We start from the raw sequence: 18,726 nt of genomic DNA, 5'->3' as shown, positions 1-18,726 counted from the left end.
GTTCATCGGTCTATAGGGCAACTCGTCGAAAGTTGTATTACTTCTCCTTAAAATAAGGATAGTTTTGAATACCTTTTACTAATCTATAAGGGAAATCTATTATGAAAAAAAGCCTTTTCCGCATACATATTTATGAAGTTCTAGCCGTCGTAGTTGTTTATCTTGCACTTTCCTTTTTTTATCATATTACTTTATACTACAATAGAGGAGGGCAAAATGATCCTACAGATACGATATGGAGTTTAAATGATTGGTACTTTACAAAAGGTCTACAGTATACGTTAATGTTTGTAGCTACCGCTATTGTTTGGTTTGTCATTTTTAAAATATGTCGTGCTTGGCCTTTAAAGTATCGATTACTCCTCCACTTCTTAGGACTTCCGTTTTTTGTTTTATTTGCAAAAACTCTATTCTATAAAACTTGTGATCTCTTAGGCTACGGGCATTTAGATGGAAATCCAGAAATATGGGATGTCTACATCCCTGCGTTGTTTTACTTAATTCAGTTTGCCGTATTCCATGCCTATGAGCATTATATTGTCAATCAACGACGACTACAATATGAAATAGAGCTTAAAAATGCAGCGCTTAAAAGTGAATTAAGTGCGATTAAAGCACAATTGAATCCACATTTTTTATACAATGTCTTTAATACCATTAATGCAAGTATTCCCAAAGAAATGGAAGAAACACGAGAGATGATTGCTGAACTTTCAGATCTTTTTAGATACCAATTGAAGGCCAGTCGTGAAGATCAGGTGACTTTAAAAGAAGAATTAGAGTTTGTTAATAAGTATTTAAAATTAGAGCAAAAACGTTTTGAAGATCGACTCTCTATCAATATTTCAGTGCCTGATGATTTGCTTTCGCGGAAAATACCTCCTATGATTTTACAGCCATTGGTTGAAAATTCTGTAAAACATGGCATTTCTCCACTCGTAAAAGGCGGTCATATAGATATTATCATTCAAGAAAAAGACGATAAATTAATATTCGAAATCAATGACACAGGAATTGGTGTAGAAGATAAAGAAGCTATTTTTAATTTAGGCGTTGGTTTAAGTAATACCCAAAAACGTTTACAGAAAATGTATCAATCTACATTACAAATAACCGATAATTTCCCTAGCGGACTCAAAGTACAATTCGAGCTATAAAACAACGAATACATGAAAAAAGTAGTCATAGTAGATGATGAAAAATCTGGGCGTGCACTTATCAAAGAATATTTAGAAAATCATAAAGAGTTGATTCTTGTAGGAGAAGCCAATAATGGTGTAGATGCCATTAAAATCATTAATGAATTCAAACCCGATTTGGTTTTTATGGATATCCAAATGCCAGGTTTGACAGGCTTTGATGTGTTAGAACACTTGAAAGAATTACCCACTATTATTTTTAGTACAGCATATGATAAATATGCATTACAAGCTTTTGAAGTACATGCCGTAGATTATTTGTTAAAACCTTATACGAGAGAACGTTTTGACAAAGCAATTTCCAAGCTTAAAGAAAATTCCCCACAACATATTGTTCCACTAGCCGACCAACATATCATGTCAAAAACAGAATATCCTGATCGTATGATTGTAGAAAAGGGTGCTAAATATGTAACACTCGCTACCGAAGAAATTTATCATATAGAGGCCTATGGTGATTACTCTAAAATCTATGATCAAAAGGAAACCTATATCAGTAATCGAGGGATCAGTCAATTGGAAAAAAAACTAAACCCTAAACAGTTCTTACGTATTCATCGTAGTAGTATAGTAAGTTTACCAGCGGTTAGAGAAGTATCTAAGTATGGCAAAAGTTATTTGTTGGTACTTAAAAACGATGCAAAAGTAAAAGTGAGTCGCGGATATGCCAATAAGATCAAGGAGTTGATTTTATAAAGAATTTAAAAAACTGAATATCCTTTAAAAAGGAAAGAAAATTGTTGTACAGAAAAATAAAAAAAGCTTCACATTTCTGTAAAGCCTTATCTTTCCTAGTAGCGGGAACTGGACTCGAACCAGTGACCTTCGGGTTATGAGCCCGACGAGCTACCTACTGCTCTATCCCGCGATATTGGACGACAAAGATACAATCCTTTTTGTGTTTACCAAGCATTATTTTAAAAATTATTGCTCAATATTTAAAGCTTCAAAAGAAATTAATATTAAACCCTCAAACTGAGGGCTTAACTGTATGGGATTACAACACACTTCGCAATCTTCTACATAGGTTTGCTTGGCAATACTAGAATCTAATAGCATCGATATCGTCTCCCAACAATAAGGGCATTGAAAAAAGTGCTCCACCATAAGCTAATAATTTAAGTAAAACTAAAAAATGCTACTTCAAAATTGAAGTAACATTTTCTAAAAAGATCAAGAAGTAAAAAGTTATTAATCGGTTCCTACCAATCTTGTATTTCTAGCTTCATTTAAATTCACAAATTCAAATTGAACAATATTTGGCAACGCTGTTGACAGAGCTGCAAAATCTCCTTTCAAATCATTATTATTTAACATTAACACTTTTAAACTAACAAGATTTGCTAATTCTGATGGGATGTTCCCATAAAGGAGATTATCTGACAACATTAGTTCTTCAAGCTTCGCAAGCTTGCCTAAACTAGATGGGACTACTCCAAATAATTTATTATCAAATAAACTTAATTGTTTTAATTCTTTTAAATTTTCTATTGAATTAGGAATTTTTCCTGAAAAATTATTACTACTTAATGATATTGTTTTTAAACTAGTTAGTGCTCCAATTTCTGAAGGTATCCTTCCTTGTAAATTGTTACTAAATAACTCTAGTGTTTCTAAGTTTTTTAAACCTTGTATCGATTTTGGTAAATCCCCTTCAATTTTATTCATAAATAATTGAAGTGTTATCAATTCATTTAAATTGCCAATAGTTTTTGGAAGCTTACCTCCTAAGCTATTAAATGCTATATTTAAAGTTTTTAATTGATTTAAATTACCTATTGAAGCAGGAAGTGTTCCTGATATATTATTTCTAAATAAATTTAATTCTTGTAGATTAGTTAAATCACCTAGTTCACTTGGCAATTGTCCCTTTAAATTATTGAACATTAAATTTAAACCTACTACTTTTTCATCTTGTAGTACTACACCATACCAATTGGATATCGGCGTGTTTAAATCCCAAGAGTTCGTCCAATTCTCGCCTTGTGTAGAATTGTATATTGCTATTAAAGCATTTTTTTCTTTTGGAGTTACATTACAAAATGCAAATGCAGAAACAAGGCATAACACTAAGGTTAATTTAAAGGTTTTCATACTAGATAGATTTTTTACGAGGGCGTTAATCTATAACAAACATACATCGAAATCGCTTAAATACCAATTTTTTTCGACGAACTGCATATTAAGTAAGAAAAAACTTATTTCTAAAATTTTACATTTAATAGCTCACCACTAAGCTGAAGTACTAATAACTCTGCTATTTTCGCTTGAAATTTTGCTTGATTTTTACTTAATTCTGCATTTAGTAAATTAAGTTGTGCTTGTCTAAACTCAATAGATGTAGATTGACCTAGCTTAAATTTCTCTTCTGTACGATCAAAGTTATTTTTTGAAGTTATAATATTATCTTCTTGAACTTGAAAAATTGTTAACTTATTTTGATAATCATCCCAAGCATTATTAAAATCACGTTCGATATTAATAATTAAATCTTGTTTTTGAAGTTCTTGATTTTGAAGCGTTATTTTTGCGTTCTTAAGAATATTTACTGCCCTACCACCATCAAAAAGATTCCAAGTAAGGTTAATACCTCCAGATAAACCAAAGTTAGTAGATGTTGTTAAAAATGATGCTTCGTTATTATTATTTTCATTCCACCCATATGATCCTGTTAGTCCAATTGTAGGTAAAAATGCTGATTTCCCAGACTTTAAAGTGTAATTATTTATGGTAATATTTTTCTCTATTTGTAATAAAGATACATTATTAGCTTTCATTTTTTTAAGCAACTCTTCTCTGTTTAACTGAATTAGAAAATTAATATCTGTATCTACATTAAAATCTACACGCATTGCATCACCCAAAACAACGTTTAAATCACGTTTTGTATTTTTATATAATTGATCTTGACTAATTAAATTAATACTGTCATTATTAATATCTACCTGCGCATTAAGCACCGCAAGTTTAGTGTTCTGACCAAATTCAAATTGATACTCTGCTCGCTTTAGTCTATCTTTAGTAATATTAAGTGTTTGTTGAAGTGCTTTAACATTTTCAGACAATTGTGCGACATTATAATAAATTGTAAACAATTGAAATATTGTATTCTCAATGGTTTCTCTAGCATCTAGTTCGGATAATTGATATTCTTCTTTTAAACGCTTATAATCATAAAAACGTCCTAATCCATCAAATAAAGTATAATTTACACTAACCCGTGCATTATAACGTGAGCTTTTAGCTCCGTTTAACGTTGTTACATCTCCATTCAAAAATTCAGCTTCGGTATTGTCTCTATTAAATGTAGCACCAGCCGTAGTCGTTACTGATGGCAAATATCCTGTATTTAGAACACCTTTGTTATTATCTGCAATCTCAACATTGTTTTTTGCAATTTTTACTCCATAATTATTTTCTAAAGCTAATTCAATTGCTTTTTCTTTTGTAAGAACTTCTTGAGCTTGAATTGATGTTACAATAACGAACATCAATATCGTTAGGGGATTTCTAATGTTCATCTTCTTGATTCTTTTCTTTAATCTCAAATTCATTGCCAGTATTATCTATGGCTAAAGTTGAAGTATTTAAATTACTACTTAAAAGTAATTCTTCATCTTCTTGGTTTTTCTCTTTTATAGCGCGCTCTACTTCTTCTTTAGTAATTTTGTTACCTGTTGCCAACCATTTTACATTTGTTTTTATTCTATTACTAAAAGACAAGAAGATTGGTAATATTATTAAAGTTAGTAATGTTGCGTAAGCAATACCAAACGATATTGAAACAGCCATAGGTTTTAAAAATTGTGCCTGCCTACTTTTTTCTAATAATAAAGGGGCTAATCCTGCTATTGTTGTTAAAGAAGTTAAGAAAATAGCTCGAAATCTAGATTTCCCTGCAATTAATAATGCATCATCAAATTTCATCCCTTTCTTTAAATTGGTATTAAACTTACCAATAAGTACAAGTCCATCATTTACCATAATCCCTATTAAAGCAATTATACCTAATAAAGAAATAACATTTAACCTGAAGTTAAAAAACCAATGCCCCCAAGCTACTGCTGTTAAACTGAATGGTACTAAAAGAATCAATATCAATGGTTGACTATAACTTCTAAATGTAAATGCAATAGTTAAATAAATTAATATAAACACAATAGCTCCAACTTTTTTAAGGGAGCTTAATAGTTTTCCAAATTCTCTATTTTGTCCTTCATAAGAAGGTGTAATAGATGCATATTTTGATTGAATATTTGGTATTATATTCGCTTTAATATCTGCTAGTATATCTGTAGCACTTCCTGTTGGATCTTTTAAATCTGCTGAGACTTGTATTTCTCTACGTCCTTCTAAATGATTAATCGCTACATCTCCTCTCTCTATAGAATAGTTTGCAATATCTTTTAAAGTTACTCGCTGTCCAGAAGGGGTAATAACACGCATTTCATCAAGATCATTAATTGAAGATCTGTTTTCTTTATCGTAACGTACCCAAACACGAATTTCATCCTGTCCTCTTTGAAAACGCTGTGCTTGAATCCCAAAAAATGCAGAGCGTACTTGCCCCATTACAGTACGTAAGTCTAAGCCTAATAAATAAGCACTTTCTTTAAGTTTTAATCTTATTTCTTTAATCCCTACCGGGTCATTATCCTCTACATCTTTTAATAAAGGGTTTGAATTTAATACAGTTTTAAGTTCTTGCTTTGCAGCTTTAAGTTCTTCTATATTATTACTTAATAAAGATACTGACACTGGTTTACCACCAAAACCTCTTCCCGATCCAAAAATTAATCGCTCTACACCAATCACTGGTCCTACTAATTCTCGTAATCTACTAGAAACAATAGAAGATGTAACTGCGTCTGGTCTTTCCTCACCAGGAAGCATATTAATAGTTAATCTGGCACTCGAAGCGCTATTTATATTTCTAATCGTATTCATAAACAGAACTTTTCCTGTTCCATTTAAATACTTTTCTGTTAATTCGTCATTAACTATGTATGCTTTTTCTTCTATTAATGAAATAATGGAATCTGTAGTTTTTACATTAGTTCCATTAGGCATGTCTAATTCAACATTAACTGTATCACTTGCTGTGGTTGGAAATAAAGTTACTCCAATAATACCAGCCCCTGTAGCACCATAAGTTAAAATTAATGCAGCTAAAAAGCCACCTACAGTTAGCATTTTATATTTTAATGCAAAACGAAATACTGGCATATACAGTCGATCTCTTAGAAAAACCATAATACGATCTCCTATTACATTAATCACTCTCATTTTAGCAAAAAACTGCTTAATTTTAGATTTTGGATTCTCTTCTTTATTTCTTTTTAAAGCTTTAGAATGCGCTAAATGCGCTGGTAAAATAATTAATGCTTCAATTAAAGATACCGCTAGAGTTAACATTACTACTACAGATACTTCTCCAAAAAACTCACCAATCCTACTATCTAAAAACAAGAAAATTGAAAACGCTAATAGCGTAGTAATGATAGCCGATACTACTGGTGGAATCACCTCCATAATACCATCTAAAGCAGCATCAACTGGTGATTTTCCCATTTCGTAATGTTGATATATATTTTCGGCAATAACAATACCATCATCTACCAGAATCCCTATTACTATAATCATCCCAAACAAAGACAATATATTTACTGTAACTCCAAAATCACTAGCAAAAATGAACATTCCTAAAAATGCAACTGGAATTCCCAAGGCTACCCAAAATGCCAACCGAGTATTTAAAAATAATGAGAGAAATATCAGTACCAAAAGCACACCTTGCCATGCATTTTTTATTAATAAATTTGTTCTTTGTCTAAGCGCTATAGATTGATCATTTACAACATCTAATTTAACATTGGTGTTTTTTAAATTAAAATCTTCAATGTAATCTTTAACCTTAGTTGCAGATGACAATAGGTCTTCACTATTAGTACTTGTAACGGTTACATTTACCGTTAAATCTTCATTAAAATAAGAAGCATTAGGTGATTCTGAAAATCGATCTCTTAAAACAGCAACATCTTTTAATCGTACAGTTTTACCATCTGAACTGGCCCTTACAATAATGTTAGAGAGTTCATCTCCATAATACGATCTATTATTTGCCCTTATTAAATATTCTTCAGCATCAGTTTTAATATTACCGCCTGTAACCAAAATATTGGATGACGCAACAGCTTGAGATACTTCATTAAATGTTAAGTTATAAGCTAATAAACTTGTTTCGTTAACTGCAATTTCAATTTCTTCGGCTGGGTAACCCGAAATTACAATTTGAGAGATTCCTTCGATTCCTCTTAAATCATTTTCAATTTGTCTACCGATTTGTTTTAATGATTTTAAAGAAATGTTATCACCACTAACAGCAAAGGAAATTGTTGGTCGAACTGCCTCTCGTTTTGCAACAACTAAAGGCTCCATCCCCGTTGGGAAAGACGGTACACGATCTACGGCATTTTTTACTTCAAGGAGCACAAAATTAATATCTTCTCCTTTTGGTACTTCAATCGTAATTGTACCACTATTTTCTCTAGAAGTTGATGTCACTCTATCTATACCTCGAAGTCCTTTTAGATTATCTTCAATCTTAAGAATAATACCTTCTTCTACTTCTTGAGGAGATGCTCCAGGATATGTTACATTAATCGTAATGGTATCTGTTCTTACTAATGGAAAAAATGAAGATTTTAATGATGTTAACCCTATAAATCCAAAAGCTAAAAATGCTAAAAGAACTACATTAACAGCAACATGATGCTTGATAAAATAAGCAATAACTTTTCTCATAACTTATAAAATTAATTGCTTTTAGTTGCTTTCTTTTCTTCAAACTTTTTAACCAACATTCCTGCAAAAGCACCTTGAAGTGGTCGCGTTACAATAACTGTTCCTTCTGGAACATTTTTCAAAACAACTTTAGCATCACTAAAGTATACAGGCTTTACAGAAACAACATCAAGAATACTATCGTTTTTAACCACATAAACTTCGTTGTTTTCTAAAAGGAGGTTCCTATTAATCTCAATGGCATCTTGTTCTTGTTTAGCTTCAAGTTGAGCTTCAAGATACATTCCCTCTTTTAAAGTTTTGTTTTTTACTTCTATAAATGCTGTTACTGTTTGTGTTGCTACATCTATACTCGCATTAACACGACTTACAATACCTTCATAAGTTTGCGTTCCTTCTATATTATTTAAAGTTACGCGTTTTCCTTTTTCTAATAAATCGGCATACGACTTACTAATAGCAACTTCCATTTCGTATACTGAAGGATCAATGTATTCTCCTAGTTTTTGCCCACTTCTAACTAAGGTTCCTTCTGTTACTAAAGCTTCTGTTAAAATACCACGAAACGGTGCTCTTATACTATATTTTGAAAGACGCTGTTCTAAATTTTTTATATTATAATAACTAGATACTATTCCTCGTCCAGAGATAAAATAGTTTTCTTTTTCTGAAACCATTTTTGGCAACTCGGGTGTTGTTCCGTTAATATCAAAATTATTAAGGTATTGCTGCCATTTGCTATAAATTTCAGGAAAATCTAAGCGTAAATCTGGCATTATTGCTGTTAAAGAATTATAAAGATTACTTTTTGCAGATTGTACTGTAGCATAATATTCTGAGGCATCAATATGTATTAACGTTTGTCCAGAACCGTACTCTTGACCTGGTTTAAATAATTTAGATCCAGCTTTAAATACACCTTGTACTTCTGCATATAATTCAACTCTTCTTTTTGCAGTTAAGTTCCCATTTGCGGCAATGACAATTGGAATTGAAGTATTCTTAACAATATCTGTAAATACTGTTTTTACTATTTTAGGAGGTACTGGTCTTACACGATTTTTACTATTAATTAAGTAACGTGCTCCAAAAACTGCTCCTACAACAAATAAAAGTCCTAAGATAGTAAGTATAACCTTTCTCATTCTTGTGTTTAATGGTTTGATTCAGGCTGCAAAATTACTCAAATGAGATTATGTTGAAGTTAAAAAACACATAAAAGAATTCTAAGATATTTCATCTATCTCTTCCTGTGTTTCTTCCCATTTAGTCATTAAACTTTCTAGCGTATCTTTTTTATTTTGATAAGTGTCAAAAAAGTTAGGTGCTGCTACAGTTTTATCGTAGTTAGTTTCTAATTCTATATCTATTTCTTTAATCTCTTTTTCTAATTGATTAATTTGAGATTCAACCTTACTTAGTTTATTATTAAGGCTTTTTAGTTTTTTTTGATCTTGGTATGATTGTTTTGTTGATGATTTATCTGCTTCAACTTTAACTATCGTTCGTTTTTCAACCTCACGAAGATTTTCGACATTACGTTGTTCTAAATAAAAATCGATATCACCTAAATATTCTTTAATTTTCTGATCCTTAAATTCGTACACTTTATTGGTTAATCCTCCAAGAAAATCTCTATCGTGAGATACTAAAATTAAAGTTCCGGCAAACCTATTTAAAGCTTCTTTTAATACATTTTTAGATTTTATATCTAAGTGATTTGTTGGTTCATCCATAACCAGTACATTTAGCGGTTGCAATAACAACTTAGCTAAAGCTAAACGGTTACGTTCTCCTCCTGATAGGACTCTTACATATTTATCTACTTCATCACCTCTAAATAAAAATGAACCTAATATGTCTCTTACTTTTGCTCTGTTTGTTTCGTTTGCAGCATCAATCATTGTATCTAATACAGTTTTTGAACCGTCCAGATATTCTGCTTGATTTTGTGCAAAATACCCTATTTGCACATTATGACCCAGTTTCATGTTCCCTTCATGCTTTACTTCTCCAACAATAATTTTTGCCAAGGTTGATTTACCTTGACCATTTTGCCCTACAAAAGCAATTTTACTATCACGTTCAACAGAAAGGTTTACATTTTTTAATACCTGTAAATCATCATAATTTTTTGATATATTTTCTGATTCTACTACAACTTTTCCTGGAGTAATTGATACTGGAAAATTTAATGTCATTACACTATTATCATCCTCATCTACCTCAATGCGGTCAATCTTATCTAGTTTTTTAATAAGTGATTGCGCCATAGTCGCTTTAGATGCTTTAGCTCTAAATTTTTCAATCAATTTCTCGGTTTGCTCTATCTGTTTTTGTTGATTTTTTTGAGATGCTAATTGTTGTGTACGCATTTCTTCACGAAGTACTAAATACTTTGTGTATGGTTTAGGGTAATCGTAAATTCTACCTAAAGAAATTTCAATCGTTCTATTAGTTACGTTATCTAAAAACATTTTATCATGAGATACAATTACTACTGCTCCAGCATAGTTTTTAAGAAACGATTCTAGCCAAATAATAGATTCAATATCTAAGTGATTAGTAGGCTCATCTAATAAAAGTATATCATTATTTTGAAGAAGTAACTTTACCAGTTCAATACGCATACGCCAACCTCCAGAAAAAGTATCGGTTAGCTTATTAAAATCTTCTCGTTTAAATCCTAATCCTTGTAATATTTTTTCTGTTTCTCCTTGATAATTATAACCTCCTATTATTTCGTATTGATGCTGTATATCACTAAGGTCGATCATTAATTGGTTATATGCTTCACTTTCATAATCGGTTCGCTCTACCAATTGCAAATTAATTGCTTCGATTTTTGCTTCTAATTCTTTAATTTCTGTAAATGCCTGATATGATTCTTCTAAAACTGTACGTCCAAAAACAAAATCGATATCTTGCTTTAAAAATCCAATTTTTAAATCTTTATCTTCTGCTATTTGCCCTGTAGTAGGTTCTGTTTCTCTAGATAAAATTTTAAGTAAAGTAGACTTTCCAGCTCCATTTTTCCCTACTAATCCAACACGATCACCATTACCTAAGCGAAATGTAATATCTTCAAATAAATTTTCGCCTTGAAACGAAACGGAAACCTTATGTATATTAAGCATATTTGTTATAAAAATTGCACATTTCCTTTTTAAAATCGGTAATTTTGCAATGTTATTGAAGCCGCAAAAATAATACAATTACTATGTTAAAAAAAGGAAATAAGTTATATGGTATTTTATCTGGACGTTGCCCTAAATGTCATGCTGAATCTATGTATATAAACAAAAACGCTTATCGTATTTCTGAAACATTAAAAATGCACGAACGTTGTTCTAATTGCAATACAAAGTATAAAATTGAACCTTCTTTTTTTTATGGCTCTATGTATGTAAGCTATGGTGTTGGAATTGCATTTGCAGTTGCTTCGTTTATGATTACTAATTTAATGCTTGAAACCAGTTTAATTGTATCGTTTATTGGGATTGTTCTTACGATGCTCATTTTTCTCCCTATTATATTAAGATTATCTCGCAACATATGGATAAATATGTTTATGAGTTATGATAAATCTTTAGCTAAAAAAGCAAGTTAATACAGCTTACTATATCTATTAATATCTATTTCTTTTTCTAATGGTTTTTGGAGTTCTATATGATTATAAAGTTCTCTAGACACATACGGGCCAATCATTACTCCACGAGTTCCCAATCCGTTAAGCACATATATATTATTATATTTAGGATGTTTACCTATTAAAGGCCTTCTATCATTCACTGTAGGCCGTATACCTGCAATATGGTTAACAATTGTAAAGTCGCATTTTAAAAAGCGTTTTAATTTATTTAATAATTCTTGTTTACCAGATAGTGTTGTTTCAGTTGTTTTATCTTTCCAATCGTAAGTCGCACCAAGGCGATATAAATCATCTCCTAATGGAATTAAAAATACACTAGATTTTAACACATAATCTATTTTTAGATTTGGAGCGTGTATTGTAATTAACTCACCTTTGGTACCATCTAAAGGGAGGTAATTAAAAAAAGGGTTGTGTTTTAAACCAAACCCTTCTGCAAAAACAATCTGTTTAGCTTCATAATCATTATAAATTATACTAGAATTTTTTATTTGTAACGCTTTAAAATCAAATGTTTCTTTTAAAAGCATTTCTTCTTTTTTCAAGTGCTTTTTATACTTAGAGACTAGTAAACCTGTATCAATACGACCTGTATTTAATACTTTTCCAAATCCAAAATCATTTTTAATATATGGGCTTATATTTTTAAGGAGCTCTGTGGATAAATATTTTGATAACGCTGGTTTATCTGAAGCTTCAAACCAATTATTTTGCTCTTCTACAGATGCAAACAAGCGATACACTGGGGTTTTATAATCTAAAATAACCTCTAGTTCTTTTTCTAGTTTTGCATATAATGGCAATGCAATTTCTAATTGCTCTTCTGCTTTCCAAGTTTTTGTAAAGCGTTTTAAAATTATAGGATTATATAAGCCTCCAGCAATGGCAGATGTTTGCTGAGATCCATCATCTACTACTACAAAAGACTTCTTATGTTGCTTTAAAGTTTCGCAAAAAGAAATTCCTGCCAAACCTGAACCTACAATTATATAATCTACTTTTTTCATTTCTTGGCTAAAATAAACCAATAACTTTGACATTACATTTTTAAGCATAAAAAAAGCACTCGATATATCGAGTGCTTTTTTTAATTTACTGTGTTGTTACAAATTTAGTAACTCCACATATCTTGTTCGAAATTTCGAATTTTTTCTTTAATTCTATCCGATTCTAATAATTGCATTAATGCGTTATCTGTAACATATTCAGTAACTTCTCTGTCACCTTGGATGTTTTGTTCTTTATAGATATACCCATTAAAACGTCTTGAATTTAATAGATGGTCGAAGGATATTGGCATTGCGCTATTTTTACCATTAAATGACTTTGCTGTATGCAGTACTTCTCTAGCATCAGGGAAAAATACCCAAAATAACTCTACTAGATCTGGTTCGTCATCATCAATAAAATTAACATCTGGCACAACGGGTGCAATTCCCAATAATCGATATCTTAATTCACCTAAACGTTTGTCAAAATAATACAATCCTTTTACTCTATATTCTACCACATCTGCGGCTTCAATACTTCGTCTAGTAATATATTCTGCAGAAATTTCTTCACCTGCATTATATTGTTCTATTCCTAAAGATGTTGTATCAACTCTAACTAAAGATGCTTCAATATCTTTTAATGTACGTTTAGTTGTAAAATAAGAATCATCATAAATGTTTTCGATATCTCCATTTTTTACACTTTTCATTAAAACATCGTATAACGAACGTCTGTTTTTATCGATATTATTAGTATCTACAGGGTAGTATAATGGAAAATTTACGCGTTCGTCAAGAACAATTTTCTGCCAGATCATTCTAGAATATAAGATATCTCTATCATCAACATAGCCATACTCTAATGGTCTGTCGTTATCTAATGCGATCTGCTCATCCGTTTTTACTCCTATCTCTTCTGGGCTCTTAGCATTTAGTATATTTGCTTGAGCAAATGAAGAAGTCATAGCAAAAACACAGGAAACGGTTAATACAAAACTTTTTAAATTCATCTTATTAATTTATTAGATTCAAGGGGGTTAATTTTATTAAAATCTTACCACTATTAATTTGTTAGTTCAATAAGTACCGGAGATACTTTTTGAAGTTTAATACTAACACCTTTTGCTTTAGCCTCAATATCAATGATTTGAATTGTAGATCCACGTTTAGCTTTACGTAATGCGCCTTTGGCTCTACTATCTAATTTATTACCTTTTACCTGTATTGTAGGCTGTCCTGGCACTTTAAATTTAAATCCAGTTACATTTAATGGTAAATCGAAATCGAAATCATCAAATTTAGCTCCAATGGTAGAAATCTCTAAACCATTACGTTGCATTTTTATAAAGCCATCTTCTCCACGAGCTGTTCCCGTAGGTTTTGGCAAATCTTTAATTCTAAATTCACGAGAATCTCTAGCTGGTGCAGCTCCGTCAGGTAATTTACCTGTTACATTAATAGTAACTTTTCTACCTTTTATTCTAGTTGGGTCCAACACATATTGAGAACCTTTTACTCGTGTTAATCCTTCTGCGCTTGCATTTACATTATTATCTGCAACACCTGCAAATGAAATAGTCATAGGGTTTTTTACTCCACGATACACCACATTCATTTTATCTGCAGAAATTGTAGCTGCATTAGGTTTAGCTACTGTAGCAAATGAAGAACTAACAGCAACTGGTATTTCTTCTCCACCTTCAGCAAAAAATAACGTACCTTCTATTTTATGTTCTCCTACACTTCCAGTTCCAACTTTTAATTTTACTCTACCTTCTTCAATGGTATACTGGTTCTCATTAAGTTTTCTACCATCTAAAGTTAATTCAACTCTATTAGGTTTTGTAGAATTATCTTTTCTACCTAATACAATTTGACCATCAAATTGTTCGCCATTAAAATAAGCAGTCTTAGGAGATTCCATAAGTGTTGTATAATTATTAAAAGATACTTGCTTATTTAACTCACCTTGTAACATTGCTGACAATACATTAGATTCTGTTGTTTTAATATCTGCTTGTATCTGTGTCATTTTAGTTAATGACGCTACTAATGGGAATCCTCTATAATGGTAATCTAACCATTCTTTTTTATTAATTTCTCCTTTTACCTGAACTGGGTCTGTATTGAAATTTTTCATTACATCATCAGAAATGGTTTTAAATTCAGGATTGTTTGCTAAAGTATTTACAACACCTTCTCTAAATTTTTTCATTTCTGCTATAAACTCTTTTCCTTCAGGTTTTAATTTATCTCCTTTAAAGAAATAATTATCCAAAAAGTCTGTTTTGTCCATAGATTCATATAAAGTTGGATCTTCAACTTTTGCAGTCATCTTAACTTTAAGGTCACTTAAATATAAATCAAATCCATCAGCGAATACTGCAATTTGATCAGCTTTATCTTTTAAAGGTTGATATTTTTCTGGTTGCTCATTTGCTTTTTCTACAAGTCCTGCTAAAAAAGCTGAGTTTCGGTCGGTTGCTACTTCATTAGATTCGGTTAATTTTTCGTTCATTAAACCAAATGCTGAAAGCACTTCTTTTGACATATTTAATGCTAACATCGCAATGAATATTAAATACATCAAGTTTATCATTTTCTGCCTTGCAGATAATTTACCTCCTGCCATAACTAATTAGTTTTTGGGTTATTTAATGGATTAAATCCTAATTAGTTTTTGTTCATTGCAGTTAACATTCCACCGTATACACCATTTAATGATGATAAGTTCGAAGCCAATGATTGCATTTGCTCTTTAAGCTTAGCAGCGTTTTCGATAGACTCTTCATTAATTGATGCCTGACGGTTAACATTATCTAACTGTACTTTATATAAGCTATTTAATGACTCCATTTGAGCAGCAGCTAAAGACATTTCTTCTCCGTATTTTTTAGTTGCAGATATAGAATCTACAGTTGGTGAAATACTTTTTGCAGCACCTTCAAAATTCTTAATGCTATCTCCTAAACTTGCCATTAATTCTCCATCTATTTTAGCATCTTTTAATAAATCGTCTAACTTTTTAGACAATAATCCCCCTGCATCTTCATTTTTCTGGTTTTGTTCTTTAGCTTTTCCTCCAGATAATTCTGGATATACTAAAGACCAATCGAATTCATCGTCTACAGGTTCGAATGCAGAAATTGCAAAGATTACTGCTTCAGTTACTAAACCTATGGTTAACATTACATTACCTGTTAATGGTCCAATTTCGAAATGGATAATTTTGAATAATGCACCAACGATTACGATTGAGGCTCCAAAACCGTATGCCATATTCATTAATTTTTTACTTGCTTTTGACTGTGCCATAATTTTCAATTTTTAAGTTTAAGTAGTTATTACTTAAGTAGGTTAATAGTTAATTTATTTGGTTAATTTAAAATATTATTTGTGTTCTAATTTTGATAACGCCCATTTTTAGTTACTTCTGTTCCTTTGTAATCTTGTACTGTTCGGAAACCTATATAACTTCTTGCAGAATCTGCATACTCATAATCTCTTGAACTTACTTGTAAGTAGTATGCAACATCTTTCCAAGATCCACCTCGAACAACCTTACGCTCATTCTCTTCATCATTTACATTAGGGTTTATTGTTGAGCTATATTCGTAAGACGCTGGATCATATGATGAGTTCACCCACTCTGATACATTACCTGCCATATTATAAAGATTATAATCATTTGGTTCAAATGCATCTGCTTCAACAGTATATAACGCTTGATCTGCTGCATAATCACCTCTTACTGGTTTAAAGTTTGCATAAAAACAACTTCTATCGTTTTTAGTATAAGGTCCACCCCATGGGAATGTAGCTCCTTGCAAACCTCCTCGTGCAGCATATTCCCACTCTGCTTCAGATGGCAATCTAAATCTGCTCACTGCTTGTTTTTTTCTTTCTTTTTGATCTAAGTTTTTATAGATCGTACGCCATTGGCAAAATGCTTTAGCTTGTTCCCAACTTACGCCTACAACTGGATAATCATCATAAGCTGCATGCCAGAAATAATCGTTATGCATTGGTTCATTATAAGAATAAGAGAAATCTCTGATCCAAGTAGTTGTATCTGGATATATTTCAACAGCTTCGGTTAAAATAACATCACTTCTACTTAGCTCTTTATATTTTGCTGCAGATTCAATATCTATAGTTGTGTATTGAAATTTAAATTTTTTAACATCCCAACTACGTTGACCATTATATGATTCTTCTAATGGGATACGCATTCCGTCCATTACTTCGGCATATAAAACATCTGGATAATCATCTTTATCAAAAATTAAATCAATATCGTAATTCAATTTTTTTTCATTTTCCCCATAAGTATCAATCATATATTGCTCATATGGTGTTAACTCATCTTGATCATCTCCAGCACCTAAATATGCAAAATCTCCTATATCGTCATTACCAGGGGTTTTCCCTTCTAAGTCTGCTAAGTCTGCTAATTCAGATCTAATTACAGAATCTCTTACCCATTCTACGAACTGACGATACTCGCTATTAGTAATTTCGGTAGCATCCATATAAAAAGCTCTTACTGTAACTGTTTTAGTTGGGGCATCATTTACACCAGCTAAATCATCATCAGATTTACCCATAATAAAAGCTCCTCCAGGAATCAATTCCATCCCATAAGGTTTCTCTGGGTTCCATTTCCTTCCTTTAACGCCCACTAGTTCACCCTTATCTCCGGAGCCGCAACTAGTTAACATCGCTAAAATCGCTATTAATAATATAAACTTATTCATATACATATAATAATAGGTTAATTATCTATCTTGTTTTTTGAGGTTGTAAACATATTTATATATTTTCGAAAAAACAACTTTTTAAGCAAAAAAAATGCATTTTGTCTTAAAAAAATGCATTTCGTCGGTAAAAACAAGGTTCTATGGCTTTATTTAAACGTTGTTTTTCTTATATGCTTTATACCATCTTTCAGGTATTTTTCCTTTGGTTGCATTAATATAATCCTCATGCATGCAAGATAATAACGTATGCCTTTTTAATTTATTATTAACATCTGGCAAAAAAGGTATCTCTATCCACCAACGTCCAGTTTTAACGCTTTTATAAAAAATAAGTTCTTCGTTCTCTATTAAAACAGTAAACTTTTGATAGCTAGATTCGTCTTTAAAATCGTCATCTTTAATTCTGCAATTAACACCTTCGATAAAATACCATATTATCTGCGCAATTAACATTGATGTTGCATCGTCATCTTTTGAGGTTTTATACTCATATATTCCAAAAGAAGATACTTTATTACTTATACCTGCATATCTGGATATAGCACAAATCTCTTTACCGTCAAATCCATTAGGAGAGAACTTTTGTTTTGTACTAACTTCTGCAGAACGAATGCTCCTTAGATCTAAGCTTACAATGTTCGCATCTCTCATTAATGGCTCGACGCTTTCTATTGCATTAGAAATTTCACCTAAACGATATGCTTCAAAATAAAGTTTATCCATTAAATCAATTTCTTCTTGAGAATTAAAATAAGTTTGATATCCTATAGTCGAATAATTAAATAGATTATAAGGTTCTTCTAAAACTATCTTTCCTAAAAAACTGTCATTTTTTATTGGTTGAGATGAATCTCCTAAATCAAAATTACTATCTACATTAACAATATTAATCATAGGTGCTACATTATCGTAAGCTCTATAATTAGCATAAGTTAGATCTTGACTCCCTCCTATTATAATAGGTATAATATTTTTCTCTAATAAAACAGTAATTGTAGTTCGGAGTGCAAAGTAAGTATCTTCGACGGTTTCTCCTTTTTGAATATCTCCTAAATCTGCTACATTTAAATACCAATTACCTGGGAACAGAGCATATAATGATTTTCGGATTTCACTTAACTGAAATTCTTCTCCTATATAACTAACATCATTTCTGTTTTCTAAAACACCAATGATAGCAATTTTTACATCGTCTAAATCTGGAATTCCATTTTGTTGAGAATGAATTTTAAATTTTCTGCCCAAAACTTGAGTTGACAATAGCTCGTTATGAGCTAATACCAAATCCTGAATAGGAGTGAGAAAATTAAAATTCATTA

General features: G+C 31.3%; 15 protein-coding genes and 1 tRNA gene. 3 read left to right on the top strand and 13 right to left on the bottom strand.

Translation table 11 applies throughout. The features are described 5' to 3' along the window. The first annotated feature begins 101 nt into the window (after positions 1-101). Both D1817_04200 and D1817_04195 read left to right on the top strand, forming a co-directional pair. Positions 102-1,157: a sensor histidine kinase gene (locus D1817_04200; protein ID AXT19093.1), complete on the top strand. Its 1,056-nt coding sequence runs from the start codon at positions 102-104 to the stop codon at positions 1,155-1,157. A gap of 12 nt (positions 1,158-1,169) precedes the next feature. Then, positions 1,170-1,895: a DNA-binding response regulator gene (locus D1817_04195; GenBank protein ID AXT19092.1), complete on the top strand. Its 726-nt coding sequence runs from the start codon at positions 1,170-1,172 to the stop codon at positions 1,893-1,895. Between the two features lie 96 nt (positions 1,896-1,991). Here D1817_04195 and D1817_04190 read toward each other — a convergent pair. The 7 genes from D1817_04190 to D1817_04160 all read right to left on the bottom strand — a co-directional run bounded on the left by D1817_04190 (position 1,992) and on the right by D1817_04160 (position 11,140). After that, positions 1,992-2,067 (bottom strand) — tRNA-Met (locus D1817_04190). Between the two features lie 56 nt (positions 2,068-2,123). Further along, positions 2,124-2,306 (bottom strand): CPXCG motif-containing cysteine-rich protein, encoded by a 183-nt coding sequence (locus D1817_04185; GenBank protein ID AXT19091.1) that lies wholly within the window; start codon positions 2,304-2,306, stop codon positions 2,124-2,126. Positions 2,307-2,390: 84 nt separating this feature from the next. Continuing rightward, on the bottom strand, positions 2,391-3,293 hold the full coding sequence (locus D1817_04180) for a Two component regulator three Y domain protein (GenBank protein AXT19090.1): 903 nt from the start codon (positions 3,291-3,293) through the stop codon (positions 2,391-2,393). 110 nt (positions 3,294-3,403) lie between these two features. Continuing rightward, complete coding sequence (locus D1817_04175; GenBank protein AXT19089.1) at positions 3,404-4,720, bottom strand: TolC family protein; 1,317 nt, start codon at positions 4,718-4,720, stop codon at positions 3,404-3,406. After that, positions 4,710-8,003 (bottom strand): efflux RND transporter permease subunit, encoded by a 3,294-nt coding sequence (locus tag D1817_04170; protein ID AXT19088.1) that lies wholly within the window; start codon positions 8,001-8,003, stop codon positions 4,710-4,712. The genes D1817_04175 and D1817_04170 overlap by 11 nt, the downstream gene beginning before the upstream one ends. Positions 8,004-8,014: 11 nt before the next feature. Further along, positions 8,015-9,148 carry an HlyD family efflux transporter periplasmic adaptor subunit gene (locus tag D1817_04165; protein AXT19087.1) on the bottom strand — a complete coding sequence of 378 codons (1,134 nt, stop codon included), beginning with the start codon at positions 9,146-9,148 and terminating at the stop codon, positions 8,015-8,017. 81 nt (positions 9,149-9,229) lie between these two features. Beyond that, entirely contained in the window at positions 9,230-11,140 is a 1,911-nt protein-coding gene (locus tag D1817_04160) for an ABC transporter ATP-binding protein (protein AXT19086.1), read from the bottom strand. A gap of 83 nt (positions 11,141-11,223) precedes the next feature. Between D1817_04160 and D1817_04155 the strand changes: the two genes are divergently transcribed. Then, a complete protein-coding gene (locus D1817_04155) occupies positions 11,224-11,613 on the top strand; it encodes a DUF983 domain-containing protein (protein ID AXT19085.1) in 390 nt (129 codons plus the stop codon). Here the strand turns inward: D1817_04155 and D1817_04150 are convergent. The 6 genes from D1817_04150 to D1817_04125 form a co-directional block, all read right to left on the bottom strand. Then, a complete protein-coding gene (locus D1817_04150) occupies positions 11,610-12,662 on the bottom strand; it encodes an FAD-binding oxidoreductase (protein AXT21226.1) in 1,053 nt (350 codons plus the stop codon). The two genes, D1817_04155 and D1817_04150, sit on opposite strands and share 4 nt — an antisense overlap. Before the next feature lie 104 nt (positions 12,663-12,766). After that, entirely contained in the window at positions 12,767-13,657 is an 891-nt protein-coding gene (gldN, locus tag D1817_04145; protein ID AXT19084.1) for a gliding motility protein GldN, read from the bottom strand. Between the two features lie 53 nt (positions 13,658-13,710). Continuing rightward, a complete protein-coding gene (gldM, locus tag D1817_04140) occupies positions 13,711-15,279 on the bottom strand; it encodes a gliding motility protein GldM (GenBank protein ID AXT19083.1) in 1,569 nt (522 codons plus the stop codon). A gap of 41 nt (positions 15,280-15,320) precedes the next feature. Beyond that, on the bottom strand, positions 15,321-15,962 hold the full coding sequence (gene gldL, locus D1817_04135) for a gliding motility protein GldL (GenBank protein AXT19082.1): 642 nt from the start codon (positions 15,960-15,962) through the stop codon (positions 15,321-15,323). 86 nt (positions 15,963-16,048) lie between these two features. Continuing rightward, positions 16,049-17,404: a gliding motility lipoprotein GldK gene (gldK, locus tag D1817_04130; GenBank protein AXT19081.1), complete on the bottom strand. Its 1,356-nt coding sequence runs from the start codon at positions 17,402-17,404 to the stop codon at positions 16,049-16,051. 153 nt (positions 17,405-17,557) lie between these two features. Continuing rightward, positions 17,558-18,724 carry an arginase gene (locus tag D1817_04125; GenBank protein AXT19080.1) on the bottom strand — a complete coding sequence of 389 codons (1,167 nt, stop codon included), beginning with the start codon at positions 18,722-18,724 and terminating at the stop codon, positions 17,558-17,560. Between the last annotated feature and the right edge of the window lie 2 nt (positions 18,725-18,726).

The organism is Flavobacteriaceae bacterium (assembly GCA_003443635.1).
Taxonomy (GTDB): domain Bacteria; phylum Bacteroidota; class Bacteroidia; order Flavobacteriales; family Flavobacteriaceae; genus AU392.
The sequence above is the reverse complement of the archived record's forward strand: the minus strand, read 5'-3'. Positions and strand labels throughout refer to the sequence as shown.